General features: G+C 70.0%; 9 protein-coding genes. 3 read left to right on the top strand and 6 right to left on the bottom strand.

What is annotated here, in order from left to right:
- Window positions 1–12: 12 nt before the first annotated feature.
- The 5 genes from I2501_RS00530 to I2501_RS00510 form a co-directional block, all read right to left on the bottom strand.
- Entirely contained in the window at window positions 13–1680 is a 1668-nt protein-coding gene (locus I2501_RS00530) for a glycoside hydrolase family 13 protein (RefSeq protein ID WP_196191722.1), read from the bottom strand.
- Between the two features lie 113 nt (window positions 1681–1793).
- On the bottom strand, window positions 1794–4442 hold the full coding sequence (locus tag I2501_RS00525; RefSeq protein ID WP_196191721.1) for a discoidin domain-containing protein: 2649 nt from the start codon (window positions 4440–4442) through the stop codon (window positions 1794–1796).
- A gap of 53 nt (window positions 4443–4495) precedes the next feature.
- A complete protein-coding gene (locus I2501_RS00520; RefSeq protein ID WP_196191720.1) occupies window positions 4496–5386 on the bottom strand; it encodes a carbohydrate ABC transporter permease in 891 nt (296 codons plus the stop codon).
- Window positions 5387–5391: 5 nt separating this feature from the next.
- Window positions 5392–6336, bottom strand: a complete 945-nt coding sequence (locus I2501_RS00515; RefSeq protein WP_196191719.1) for a carbohydrate ABC transporter permease — start codon at window positions 6334–6336, stop codon at window positions 5392–5394.
- Between the two features lie 57 nt (window positions 6337–6393).
- Window positions 6394–7791 carry an ABC transporter substrate-binding protein gene (locus I2501_RS00510; protein WP_196191718.1) on the bottom strand — a complete coding sequence of 466 codons (1398 nt, stop codon included), beginning with the start codon at window positions 7789–7791 and terminating at the stop codon, window positions 6394–6396.
- 261 nt (window positions 7792–8052) lie between these two features.
- Here I2501_RS00510 and I2501_RS00505 point away from each other — a divergent pair, with 261 nt between their 5' ends.
- The 3 genes from I2501_RS00505 (at window position 8053) to I2501_RS00495 (ending at window position 12946) form a co-directional block, all read left to right on the top strand.
- Entirely contained in the window at window positions 8053–9048 is a 996-nt protein-coding gene (locus tag I2501_RS00505) for a LacI family DNA-binding transcriptional regulator (protein ID WP_196191717.1), read from the top strand.
- A gap of 225 nt (window positions 9049–9273) precedes the next feature.
- A complete protein-coding gene (locus I2501_RS00500; protein WP_196191716.1) occupies window positions 9274–12264 on the top strand; it encodes a carbohydrate-binding protein in 2991 nt (996 codons plus the stop codon).
- A 220-nt stretch (window positions 12265–12484) separates the two neighbouring features.
- A complete protein-coding gene (locus tag I2501_RS00495) occupies window positions 12485–12946 on the top strand; it encodes a cupin domain-containing protein (RefSeq protein ID WP_196191715.1) in 462 nt (153 codons plus the stop codon).
- A gap of 10 nt (window positions 12947–12956) precedes the next feature.
- Here the strand turns inward: I2501_RS00495 and I2501_RS00490 are convergent, their stop codons facing one another.
- Window positions 12957–13856 carry a LysR family transcriptional regulator gene (locus I2501_RS00490; protein ID WP_196191714.1) on the bottom strand — a complete coding sequence of 300 codons (900 nt, stop codon included), beginning with the start codon at window positions 13854–13856 and terminating at the stop codon, window positions 12957–12959.
- Between the last annotated feature and the right edge of the window lie 100 nt (window positions 13857–13956).

Raw genomic sequence — 13956 nt, 5'->3', positions numbered from 1 at the left:
GACGCCGGCGCCTCATCCGCGCAGCCACACCGCCGTGTCAGGTGGCAGCGCCCCGCCGTCGCCCGTCAGCGGACCACTGGCCAGGAGCACGACGTCCCCTTCCGGCAGGGGGACATCGTGCGCGGACAGGTTGACGACGCACCGGAATCCCTCGCCCCGGCGGAAGTCCAGCACCCCCGTCGCGCCCTCGCCCTCGCCCTCGCCCAGCCAGGCGAACTCCTCGCCCCGCAAGGCCGGTTCCGCCCGGCGCGCGGCGAGGGCCTGCCGGTAGAGCCCGAGCACGGACGCGGGATCGGTGTCCAGCGCCTCGACCGTCAGCGCAGACCATTCAGCGGGCTGGGGCAGCCACGGAGCCGCCTGCGCTCCGGGCGGGCTGAAGCCGAACGGCGGTCGCTCCCCCGACCAGGGCAGCGGCACGCGGCAGCCGTCGCGGCCGATGTCCGCGCCGCCGCTGCGGAAGAAGAACGGGTCCTGGCGGGCTTCGTCGGGGATGTCGTCGACCTCCCAGAGCCCCAACTCCTCGCCCTGGTAGAGGTAGCAGGAGCCGGGCAGGGCCAGGTTGAGCAGCAGGGCCGCGCGGGCCCTCCGGGTGCCGAGGGCGAGGTCGGTGGGGGCGCCGTGCTGGGCAGGGCTGCGGCCCATCGCGGTGTCGGCGCGGCCGTAGCGGGTGACGTGGCGGGTCACGTCGTGGTTGGAGAGCACCCAGGTCGCCGGCGCGCCGACGGGAGCGTGCGCGGCCAGGGTCGCGTCGACGACGGAGCGCAGCCGCTGGGCGTCCCAAGGGCAGTTGAGGTAGTCGAAGTTGAAGGCTGCGTGCATCTCGTCGGGGCGCAGGTACGCGGCGAAGCGCTGCGGGTCCGCGAGCCACACCTCCCCGATCAGCGCTCTGGGCACGTCGTAGGAGTCGGCCACCGCCCGCCAGGCGCGGTAGATGTCGTGCACCTCGTCCCGGTCGACGAAAGGATGCGGCACGGGCGGTGCGGACTGGGTGTGCGCCGGACCGAAAGAGGGCAGCGCCGGGTCCTTGGCGGGCATGGTGGCGGAGTCGATCCGGACGCCGTCCACGCCGCGGTCGAACCAGAACCGCAGCACGGACTCCAGCTCCTCTCGGACCTTGGCGCTGTTCCAGTTGAGGTCGGGCTGCTCGGCCGCGAAGAGGTGCAGGTACCACTCGCCGTCGGGGACCCGGGTCCAGGCCGGACCGCCGAACTCGGACTTCCAGTCGTTGGGGGGCAGTTCGCCGTCCTCGCCGCGTCCCGGGCGGAACCAGAACAGCTCGCGCGCCGCCGATCCCGGCACTGCCTCCAGCGCCTCGCGGAACCAGGCGTGCTGGTCGGACACGTGGTTGGGGACCACATCGACGATGATCTTCAGGCCCAGCTGGTGGGCCTCGGTGATCAGCGCCTCCGCCTCCGCCAGCGTGCCGAAGGCCGGATCGATCCGGCGGTAGTCGGCGACGTCGTAGCCCGCGTCGGCCATCGGCGAGGCGTACCAGGGGTTGAACCACAGCGCGTCGACGCCGAGTCCGGCGAGGTGGGGCAGCTTGGCGCGGACGCCGGCCAGGTCTCCGACGCCGTCGCCGTCAGCGTCGGCGAAGGAGCGGACGTAGACCTGGTAGATCACGGCGGTGCGCCACCACCGGTCGTCGCGATCACCAGCAGTGCGTGTACTGACCGTCATGAAGGGGTGCTCCTTGCGTCGGTGGCGTGCGTGTGTCGGTCGTGATCCGACCCGGCTGGGTGTCCGGGACGCGGGGTCAGGGTCCGCGTCCCGGACACCGGCTCGTCGGGCGGTCAGTCGAAGATCTCGAACTCGGACAGCTGGGCCGCGGGCCAGCCGGTGTTGCCGGTGATCGAGAGCTGGAGGAAGCGCTCGTCCGTGCCCGCCGGGAGGGTCAGGTTGACGGTGTTGCCCGCGGTCGGGTCGAAGACGTACCCGGTGGACGGCAGGAGCGTGGACCAGGTGCTGCCGTCGTTCGAGCCGAGGACTTCGATCGTCTCGGTGCGCGTTCCCCAGCCGGCGGGCAGGGTCAGCGTGATGGTGCGTTCCTGCTGGGTGGTGCCGAGGTCGGCGGTGAGGGTCTGCGGGAAGCCGGTGCCGTCCTGACTCTCCCAGTAGGAGCCGTCGTTGCCGTCGTTGGCGTTGGACGCCGGGAAGCCGGAGAGGGCGCTGCTGGCGGTGAGCGTGGCGTTCAGCGCCAGGTTGCTCGGCGGCGCGACGCCGCCGTCTCCGCCGATCGGGTCGGTGCTGCCGACGAGCCGGACGCTGGTCGGCGCGCCGCCCGCTCCGCCCGGGACGGTGAGCGTGCCCTCGGTGACGCCCTGGCGCTGCGCGGTGAAGGCGACGTCCAGCACGCACCACGCGGAGGGGTCCGTCGGGGAGGCGGCGTCGAGGGTTGCTCCGCAGGGGTGTTGGGGGTCGGCGCTGACCGTGAAGCCGGGACTGGCGGAGACCTGGCCGAGTGCCGCCGCCGTGGCGGCGGTGTTCATCACGACGACCTTCTGCGGGGGCGTGGCCTGGCGGACGGTGGCGGCCTCGAAGGTGGTGGTGCCCGGGTAGGCCCACAGCGGTGAGCGGGCGGGCATGCCGCAGGCGGTGCTGCCCTGCCAACCGCTGTTGCCGCCCGCGTCCTCGATCTGGAACCCCGCGCCGCAGCTGAAGACTCCGGCGACGCCGATGCCGCTCGCGTGCGTGCCGGAGACGGTGACCGAGCCCGGCGCCTGGCCTTGGAAGACGTAGCTGCCGACGTCGCGAACGCGGTTGCCGTCGAGCGTCACGTTGCTGACGGAGTATCCGGCGCTCGGCGGGGTGGTGACGGCCGATCCCACATAGGCGTTGGAGTTCTGGAACATGAAGGCGGAGTACGGGCTGTCGAGGATGTCGTTGTCGCGGATCTCGACCGGGGCCGTCATGTCGCCCTGCTGGGGGTCGAACCAGATCGCGCCGACGCCGTAGTCCCAGCCCGGGTCCCATTGGCCGGTGCGGACCAGGGTGTTGCCGGTGACCAGCAGCGGTCCGCTCATCGGGACGGAGCCGAAGCGCTGCCCGATGCCGATGCCGCCGCCCCGGGTGACGGTGTCCTGGAGCAGGTTGCCGCTGACGACGTCGTCGGCGCCGGAGCCGTAGACACCGATGTTGTTGGCCAGGCCGGGCGAGTCGACGGTGTTGTGGACCAGCGCGTCGTCGGTGTCGCCGTAGTTCTCGGCCCACAGGGCGAGGCCGTCGTCCTGGGTGTTGCGCAGGAAGTCCTGGGTGACCAGGGCGTGGGTGACCGGGCCGTCGGCGGCGTTCAGGTTGATCCCGTCGGCGGTGGTGTCCTGGATCCGCAGATGATCGAGGGTCAGGCCGGTGCTGGGGCCGATGATCCAGGCGCCGACCTTCTCGTTCTGGATCCAGACGTGGGAGATCCGCGAGTCGCTGAAGCCGCCGTTGAAGCCGGTGTCGGCGCTGTTGCTGTCGTCGCGCACGTCGACGTTGCCGAAGATCGCCAGGCCGGAGATGTCGACGTGCGTGCTGGGCGGGTTCTGCTTGCCCGCGAAGGAGACGTTGTGGCCGGTCAGGACGGTGTACCACTCCCCTGCTCCGGCGATGGCGACGTTGTCGACGTTCAGCGGCCGGCTGAGCGTGTAGGTGCCGGGGGGCAGGTAGAGGCCCCGGCCGGAGGCGGAGGCGGCGTCGATGGCGTTCTGCAGCGCGGTGGTGGTGTCGGTGGCGCCGGTGTTGTCGACGCCGTAGGGCGCGGCGGTCGCGTCCAGGTACCCGGCGGGTCGGGCGGCCGGCGGGGCGACCTCCTCGAAGTCGGCGGTGTTGACGACGTACCAGGGCGCGTTGTCACCGGGGTCCACCTGGAGTCGGACGACGGTGCCCGCGGGCAGGGTGCGGTCGAAGTGGTAGCGGACGTCGTTGTAGAAGTCGTGCGGGACCTGGCCGTCGGGCTGCCCGACGCTGGGGTTGTTGCTGAAGGGGTAGGTGCCGTAGAGCCAGCTGAACTGGGAGGTGAGCGGCAGGGCTGTGGTTGCCTTACCGTCGACGTACAGCTCCAGGGGTGCGTCGATGCCACCGCCGTGCAGTGAGTCGGGCAGGGCGTAGTGGAAGTCCACGGCGTTGGCGGGACGGGTCAGCGTGAAGCTGACGTAGCGGCCCTGACCGACGAGTTGGACGGCGGTTCGGCCGGTGGCCTCCGAGGCCAGGGTGCCGTAGCGGTAGTCAGGGCCCAGGACCGTGCCGTTGGTGCGGGCGAGCGGGCTGGTCGCGGCGTTCTCCTCGGTGAACGGCACGTCGGCGCCCGCCCGCTGGGCGTCCGCGGCGGGAGCTGCGGTGGCAGCCGCGGCGGCGTGCGCGCCGGTCGCGGGGAGGACAGCCAGCGGGGCGGCGAGCAGGAGTGCGGCGAGCGCGGGCAGGCTGGTTCTGCGCCGCGGACGCGCGGCGCTGCGGGAGGTCATGGATGAGGCTCCGGAGGTCGGCGAGGCGAGGACGGCGAAAGGGCCGCGGACGGTCAGCCCTTCATCGAGCCGGCGGTGAGCCCGGCCATGATGTTGCGCTGGAAGAAGAGGAAGAACACGATCGTCGGGACGCTGGCGATGGCGAGCGCCGCCACGAAGACGTTCTCCGGGACCCCGACGTGCAGTTGGTTGATGCCGACGTTGACGGTCTGTGCCGACGTGTCGGTGAGCACCAGCAGCGGCCAGAGGAAGTCCTTCCAGACCGCGACCACGGAGAAGATGGAGACGACGCCCAGGATCGGCCGGGACATCGGCAGCACCACGGACCAGAGCGTCCGCAGCGGTCCCGCGCCGTCGATCGCGGCGGCGGCCAGCAACTCGGTCGGGATCGAGTCGAAGAACCGCTTGAGCAGGAAGATGTTGAAGGCGTTGGCCACCGACGGCAGCCAGATCGCCCAGGGGGTGTTGAGCAGGCTCCAGTGCAGGAAGGGGATGTTGTTGGCGGTCAGGTAGGCGGGCAGCACGATGACCGTGGTCGGGATCATCAGCGTGGCGAGCATCGCGAAGAGCACGACGTTGCCGAAGACCGGCCGCAGCTTGGACAGCGCGTAGGCGGCGGCCACGTCGAAGACCAGCTGGAAGGCGAGCGCGCCGAAGGCGTAGACGGTGGTGTTGAGGATGAGCCGGCCGAGGTCCAGGTCCCGCCAGGCGGCGGCGTAGTTGCTCACGGCCGGTGAAGCGGGCAGCAGGGACGGCGGTGTCTGGATGATCTGCTGGGGGGACTTCAGGCCGCCGCTGACCATCCAGTACATCGGGAAGAGGAAGGCCAGCGCGAAGAGCGCGACCAGGGCCCAGAAGACGGTCCAGTAGACGGTGCGGCCGAGCGGGCGCGCGAGTTGGGCCTGCGAGACCAGGGTGCGGGTCGGCGTGTCGAAGGCGGACATCGGGCCTACTCCTCCTCGGCGCGGCGGCTGAGCCACAGGTAGCCGCCCGCGAAGGCGATCAGGACGAGCAGCAGGAGCACGCCGAGCGCGGCGGCGCTGCCGTAGTTGTTGTAGTTGAAGGCGTACTGGTAGATCAGGTAGACCACCGAGGTGGTGTCGTTGGCGGAGCCGGTGATCACGTACGGCTCCAGGAAGACCTGCATCGTCCCGACGATCTGGAGCAGCAGCATCATCGACAGGATCAGCCGGGTCTGCGGCACCGTCACGTGCCAGACGCGGCGCAGCAGTCCGGCCCCGTCCAGTTCGGCGGCCTCGTAGAGCTCGCCGGGGATCCCCTGCAGGGCGGCGAGGTAGACCAGGACCGTGCCGCCCATGTTGATCCAGGTGGAGAAGAGCACCAGGCAGAGCACGGCCAGGGCGTGCGAGGACTGGAGCCACTGGACGCTCGGCAGTCCGACCGCGTGCAGCACGGCGTTGAAGAGGCCCGAGTCGTCCGGGGTGTAGAACCACTTCCACAGGAACGCGGCGGCGACCGGCGGCATCATCACGGGGAGGTAGACCAGCAGCCGGAAGTACGAGCGGGCGTGCCGCAGTTCGTTGAGCACGACCGCCAGGGCGAACGGCACGGCGTAGCCGACGACGAGGGCGAACAGGGTGAACAGCCCGGTGGTGCGCCAGGCGCTCCAGAAGTCCGGGTCGGCCAGCACCCGTTGGTAGTTGTGCAGCCCCACCCACTTGGTGTCGCCCGCGAAGTTGGTGTACTGGAAGCTCATGACCACTTCGCGGATCATGGGCCACCAGGAGAAGACCGCGAAGCACAGGATCGCGCCTGCCAGGAACAGGTACGCGGTCGCGTTGCGCCGCAGCCTGCGGCCCAGGGAGCCGCGCCGGGAGTGCTCGGCCGCCCGCAGGTCGCGGGCGACCGCGCGGGTCAGGTTGATCGTCGCCATGGGTGGGGCTCTCGTCTCGTCGTCGCCGTGGCCGTCATCGGGTGACGGGTGACGGTGCTACTGCTGGGCGTTGGCCAGAACGCTGTTGGTGCCGTCCCGGAAGGTGTCGAGCAGCTGCTGCAGGTTGGCGTTCGGGTTGGTGAGCACCGCGTCCATCGCCTTGTCGCCCTGGGCGTAGATGGCCTGGGCCTGCGGCGGCTCGACGATCAGCTTCATGCTCGGCAGCGCGGCGACGTAGGTGGCGAAGTTCTGGGTGGGGATGTTGGCGTACTTGGCCATGGCCGCGGCGTCGGCGGCGGCGGTCGCCCCGGTCCACAGGTCCGGCTCCGGCAGGCCGACCGGCTCCTTCTGCTCGGCGCGGCGCGGGTAGTTGAAGTTCTGTCCCACTCCCGAGGTGAGGAACTCGTAGTTGATCCACTTGATGCCGGCCTCGATCTGGGCCGGGGTGTCCTTCTTGTTGAACATGTAGCCGTCGCCGCCGACCAGGGTGGCCTGCTGACCGGGCATCGGGCCGACGGCCATCTGGTCGTAGGGCACGTTGTACTGGTCGTGGATGGTGGTCAACGTGACCGGGTCGCCCACGTACATGCCGAGCTTGCCGGTGGCCATCATCTGCAGCAGGTCGTTGTACTGGAGGCCCTGCTTGGTGCCCATCACGTTGTCGGTGAACCGCAGCTTGTGCAGGAACTGGAGCACCGCGAGGCCGTCGGCGTTGTCGAAGTTCGCCGACTTGCCGTCCGGGGTGACCATGGTGCCGCCGCGGGAGTAGAGCTCGGCGGTGAAGTGCCAACCGCCGGTGTTGCCGGCGCTGTAGTCGGCGTAGCCGACGGTGCCGTTGCCGAGCTTGCTGATGGCGACGGCGTCGGCCTCGACCTGGTCCCAGGTGGTCGGCGGCTTGTTGGGGTCGAGCCCGGCCTTCTGGAACAGGGTCTTGTTGTAGACCAGGCCGAGGCTGTAGTTGCCCTTGGGGATGCCGTAGAGGTCGCCCGAGGTGCTGCCGCCCTGGCGGTAGATGTCGGTCAGCGCGGGCTGGATGTCGGACAGGCCGTGGATCTGGCTCGCGTACTGCTGGATGTCGGCGGCCTGACCGGAGGCCACCACGTTGGCGCCGTCGGTGAAGTAGGTGTAGAAGACGTCGTCCATCTTGTCGCTGGCCAGTTTGGCGTTGAAGGTGGCCGGGTCGTCGCAGGGGTTGGCGTCGTCCCCGTTGACGGTGATGTTCGGGTTGGCCTTCTCGAACGTGGCGACGTCGGCGAGCCAGTTGGCGCGGGGCTGGGCCTGGGTGGTGGGCGGCTCGCAGCCGACGGTGATGGTGACCTTGCCATTCGCGGAGCCCGTGCCCGAGCCGGAGCCCGAGCCGGAACTGGCGCAGGCGGAGGCGGTCAGGGCGAGACCGGTCGCCAGGGCGACGGCTGCGGCGGTGCGGACTCTGCTGGCTGCTCTGATACCGGTCATCTTCGGTCCCTGAAGGTGAGGATAGGATGCGCAGGAGATCGCCCGAGGGCGGTGCCGTGCAGGAAGTGGGCAGGTCAGGGCCGCACCCCACGGTACGGGGCGGCGGTCTCGGCCCGGTGTGCAGCACAAGCTACGGGCGACCACGGCGGCGTGCAATACCGAAACTTATATGCGCAAAAACCGAACCCCTGCCCGCAAGCTGATGTTGGGTCAGCGCAAACCACTGCAGAAATCTGACGGTGGGTATGACATAGTGCCCGCATGACTCGCAGACTCGCGGAAGTGGCCAAGAAGGTCGGCGTCAGCGAAGCGACGGTCAGCCGGGTGCTCAACGGCAAGCCCGGCGTCTCCGACGCCACCCGCCAGGCCGTGCTCACCGCGCTGGACGTGCTCGGCTACGAGCGCCCGACCCAACTGCGAGGCGTACGCGCCCGGCTGGTCGGCCTGGTCCTCCCGGAACTCCAGAACCCGATCTTCCCGGCGCTGGCCGAGATGGTGGGCGGGGCGCTGGTCCAGCTCGGCTTCACCCCGGTGCTGTGCACCCGCTCGGCCGGCGGACTGACCGAGGCCGAGTACGTCACCATGCTGCTGGACCAGCAGGTCTCCGGCGTCGTCTTCTGCGGCGGCCTCAGCTATGAGGAACACAGCAACCTGCTGGACCGCGGCGTTCCGGTGGTGCTGCTCAACGCCGCCGTCGACTGGACCGGCTTCCCGCACGTCTCCACCGACGACGGCGCCGCCGTCGAACAGGCCTTCACCCACCTGCACGCGCTGGGCCACCGGCGCATCGGCCTGCTGGTCGGCGCGGCGGACCACACGCCGTCCGAGCGCAAGGCCCGCGCGTTCGGCGAACTGGCCGCCCGCGCGGGGCTCGACCTCTCCGACCTGGTCGGCCACGCGCTCTTCTCCTTCGCCGGCGGCCAGGCCACCGCGGGCGAGCTGATCCGGGCCGGAGCCACCGGGCTCATCTGCGGCAGCGACATCCTGGCCCTCGGCGCGATCCGGGCCGCCCGTCGGGCCGGTCTCGAGGTGCCGCGCGACTTCTCCGCCGTCGGCTTCGACGACTCGGCGTTCATGAACTACACCGACCCGCCGCTGACGACGCTGCGTCAGCCCATCGAGGCGATGGCCCGCGCCGCGGTCCAACTCCTGGTCAACCAGATCGAGGGCGGCGCACCCACTCCCAAGGAGCTGCTCCACGAGCCGGAGTTGGTGGTCCGCGGGTCGACCGGCCCTTGGCGCGGGGAGAGTTCGTAAACCGCAGCAAGGAGTGGACGAATTCCGCCTGGGGTTTTCAGGACGTACACGGACCCCTGATCGCCCTTTCGGGGCATCGCCGCAGGTGGCAATCGTTTGCAAGCGCTGTCGGCTGACCTGACGTCAATTACCCGGGATTTTGCGGCCATCGCGCGATTCATTGTGCGGAAAGGTCGACGGGGCTACCGTGCCGTCGTCCCCGGCTCCACCCATCCTTGGAGTGACATGCCCGCCTCATCCTCGGGGCTCCGGCACGGCCGCGTTCTTCCTGTGGCCGTGCTCGCCCTGCTCTCCCTGCTGTTCACTCTCGCGGTCGGTCTGGGCACGGCCCCCGCCGCGCACGCCGACGGAACGGTCTACGAGGCCGAGAACGCCGCCCTGTCCGGCGGCGCGGTCGTCGGCACCGACCACACCGGCTACACCGGCACCGGCTTCGTCGAGGGCTACACCGACACGAACAAGGGCACCGCCGACACCGTCTTCACCGTCAACGCCGCAGCAGCGGGCGCGTACACCTCCACGCTGCGCTACGCGAACGGCACCACGGCGACGATGACCCTCTCGGTCTACGTCAACGGCACCAAGACCGGCCAGATCTCACTGCCCGCCACCGCCGACTGGAACACCTGGGGCACCGTTACGACCCCGGTGAACCTGACGGCGGGCAGCGACACCGTCGGCTACAAGTTCGACACCACCGACAGCGGCAACGTCAACCTCGACAACATCACCGTGGCGTCCGTCCCGGCACCCCCGCCGGGCCAGTACGAGGCCGAGAGCGCCGCCCTGTCCGGCGGCGCGGTCGTCGGCACCGACCACACCGGCTACACCGGCACCGGCTTCGTCGAGGGCTACACCGACGCCAACAAGGGCACCGCCGACACCGTCTTCACCGTCAACACCTCGGCGCCCGGGGCGACTCCGGTGTCCGTGCGCTACTCCAACGGCACCGGCTCGACCATGACGCTCTCCGTCTACGTCAACGGCACCAAGATCCAGCAGGACCAACTGCCCGTGACGGCCGACTGGAACACCTGGACCACGGTCACGGACTCGCTCACCCTCACCGCGGGCAGCAACACCATCGGCTACAAGTTCGACACCACCGACAGCGGCAACGTCAACCTCGACAACATCACCGTCGGCAGCGCCTCGTCGCCGAGCCCGACGCCCACGCCCACACCGACACCCACGCCGACCCCCACCTCCACCGGCGGTGGCGGCTCGGCGCAGGTCTACCAGGCGGCCAGCGCGTTCTGGACCGGCGGCCCGGCACTGGCCACCTCCCTGTCCGGCTACACCGGCAGCGGCTACCTGACCGGCTTCACCGGCACCGGCGCCGTCGTCGACTTCACCGCCGACGTGCCGAGCGCGGGCAACTACCCCGTGACGCTCTCGTACGCCAACACCTCCGGTTCGGCGCAGACCATCTCGCTCTACCTGAACGGCGTCAAGAACGGACAGCTCAGCCTGCCCGCCGGATCCGGCTGGCTGACCTCCTCGCAGACCGTGGCGCTGCGCTCCGGCCTCAACCTGATCGCCTACCAAACCGACAGCGGCGACAGCGGCAACGTGGCGGTCAACAGCGTCGCCGTCACCGGCGGGAATCCGCTGGCAGCGCAGGGCGCGACCCTCCCGTACACCGAGTACCAGGCCGCGACGGCCCAGACCGACGGCACCGTGCTGCCCTACAGCACGACCTACCCGAGCCTGCAGGCCGAGGCGACAGGGCGTCAGGCGGTGCAGCTGACGTCGACCGGCCAGTACGTCCAGTTCACGCTCACCCAGCCGGCCAACGCGATCGTGCTGCGCTACTCGATCCCGGACAACTCCGACGGCTCGACGGCGACCGCGCCCCTCGCGCTCTACGCCAACGGCACCAAGGTCCAGGACCTGAGCCTGACCACGCAGTACTCCTGGCTCTACGGCGGCGGCTACACCGACACCCACACTCCCAGCAACGGCCCGGCCCACCACTTCTACGACGAGACCCGTGCCCTGATCGGCAACTGGCCCGCCGGCACCGTCCTCAAGCTGCAGAAGGACGCCGCCGACACGGCCTCCTCCTACACGATCGACGTGGTCGACACCGAGCAGGTCGACCCCGCCGCCACCATGCCCGCGACCGGCTACGTGCCGGTCACCAACTACGGCGTCACGCCCAACTCCGGCGCGGACGACACCAGCGCGATCAACAGCGCCCTCTCCTCCCTGTCCGGGACCGGCACGGGCCTCTGGTTCCCCGCCGGGACCTACCTGATCTCCGGGCAGATCAGCTTCGCCAACGTCTCGATCCGCGGCGCGGGCGAGTGGTACACGACCATCGAGTCCACCGCCCCGAACGGCTCCGGCGGACTCTTCGCCACGGGAGGCACCAACCGGGTCAGCGACCTGACCGTCGACGGCGACCAGACCTTCCGCAACAACAACTCCGGCGCGGCCGGCATCGAGGGCACCTTCGGCCCCGGGTCGCTGATCTACGACGTGTGGATCGAGCACACCAAGGTCGGCATCTGGACCGACTCCGCCAACGGCCTCTACGTGGTCGGCGACCGCGTGCGCGACACCTTCGCCGACGGCGTCCACCTCAACGGCGGCAGCAGCAACTCCCGGGTCGACCAGACGGTCGTCCGCAACACCGGCGACGACGAGCTGGCACTCGACACCGAGAACGGCGACGTGACCGGGTGCTCGCTGACGAACAACACCGTCAGCAGCCCGATCCAGGCCAACAGCATCGGGGTCTACGGCGGCGCGGACAACACGGTCGCGAACAACCTCGTCTCGGACACGGTCGCCTTCGGTTCCGGCATCACCGTCAGCACCGCCTTCGGCGCGGGCTTCAGCGGCCCGACCACGGTCAGCGGCAACGCGCTGGTCCGCGCGGGCTCGTACAACTCCAACTGGGGCTCGTCCCTGGGCGCACTCTGGATCTACGCGAACCAGGACGACATCACCCAACCCGTGAACGTCACCGACAACACCATCACCAACGCCAGTTACCAGGGTGTCCTGCTCAGTTACGCCAAGCAGATCAGCAATCTCACCCTGGACCACCTCGCCATCAACGGCGCCGGGACGTACGGGATCGACATCTCCGACGTCACCGGCAGCATGACCGCCGACTACGTCACCGTCAGCGGCGCCGCCTCGGGCGGGCTCAACAACCCGGGCAACTACACCGTCAACCGCGGCGCCGGCGACAGCGGCTTCTGACCGTCCGGTTCCACCTGACGCCCCGGCCCAGGACGGGCCGGGGCGTGAGCCGGCGGGTGGCCGTGACCAGAAATGCAGTCTTTTGCGCTCTCTCCCCGTCACCTCACGCAACTGGTTGCGATTCGGGGCGAACCGGGTGCGTCCCGATCAGGATTGAGATGTGATGGACGGCGAACGCGTCCGTCTGCACGAGCGTCCCCGCACCTGATCGGAGCCTTCCATGAGCATGGTCTACCTCGCCCAACCCGAACAGCAGCAGCAGCTCGAATGGCTCGACGGCGGCACGCTGGCGATGCTGCTCGACGGCAAGGCCACCGACGGCCAACTCATGATGGGGCGCTTCGACGTCGCCGAGGGCGAGGCCCCGCCCTATCACACGCACACCCGCGAGGACGAGGTCTTCCTGCTGCTCAAGGGCACCGCCCTGGTGTGGTGCGACGACCAGGAGTACGAACTCGCCGAGGGCGGCGTGGTGTTCCTGCCGAAGCGGGTCCCGCACGGCTACCGGATCACCTCCAAGAAGGCCGACCTGCTGATGATCAACACCCCGGCCGGCATCGAGGGGATGTTCCGGGAGACGGGCCGCGACAAGTCCACGCCGCGCCCGCCCGGCTTCCAGGTGCTGCCCGATCCCGCGCTCGCCGACAAGTACGGCAACATCATCGTGGGCCCGCCCCGCTGACCGACCTGCTTCACCCCTGGGCCGCCGGTGGGGCGTCGGGCGTCCGCTCGCGCAGGAGCTCAACGAAGGCGCGGGCGGCGGGTGAGGCTCCGGAAGCGTTCCACAGCGCCTGGATCACGCGGGGCGGCACACCGGTCAGCGGCACGCTGCGCACGGTGGGCATGCGGTCGGCCGCGGCGGCTGAAACAAGCGCCGGGCCGAGGCCGCGCGCCACGAGCTGTTCGAGCAGCACCATGGCGTCGGCCTCGAAGGCGACGGTCCGGGTGACGCCGGCCGCCGCGAACGCTTCGTCATTGTGCTGACGGATGCCGGAACCAGGCGGCATGTCGACCATGCCCTCCTCCGCCAGCCCGGCCAGGGTGGCCTCGGCGGCTCCCGCCAGCCGATGACCGTGCGGGACGATCGCGACCATGTCCTCGTGCGCGAGGACCCGCGCGACCAGTCCGCGCGGGGGATCTTGCGGATCGGCGTCGACGAACGCGAGGTCGCAGGTGTGGTCGCGTACCTGCTGCAGCAGGTCGCTCACGATCCGGGTGCGCAGGGTGACGCGTACCGCCGGATGCCGCTCCTGGTAGGTGGCGAGCAGATCGGGCAGGTCCAGCGCTGCGAGCGGGGTGATGGTGCCGATGTGCAGCGTGCCCCGCACCTCGCCCCCGTGGGCGACCACTTCGCTGCGGGCCCGTTCCGCGGCGGCCAGGGCTTCCCTGGCCGGTCCGAGGAACACCTCACCGGCCGCGGTGACCTGGACCCGCCGGCTGTTGCGCTCGAACAGGCGGGTACCCAACTCCTCCTCCAGGCGGGCGATCTGGTGGCTCAGGGCGGACTGGACCACGAAGCACCGCTGGGCGGCACGGGTGAAGCTGCCGGTGTCCGCGACGGCGACGGCATAGGCGAGCTGGCGGAGTTCCATCCATACATCTTGTTTCGAGATCGCTGGCATGACAACCATCTGTTGGACTCATCCAAGGGCGCAGGACAGCATGAACGGGCCGGAACCGACCTGCTCGGCC

The organism is Streptacidiphilus fuscans (assembly GCF_015690355.1).
GTDB classification, from domain to species: domain Bacteria; phylum Actinomycetota; class Actinomycetes; order Streptomycetales; family Streptomycetaceae; genus Streptacidiphilus; species Streptacidiphilus fuscans.
Note: the sequence above shows the minus strand (reverse complement) of the source record. Positions and strands in the feature narration are given on the sequence as shown.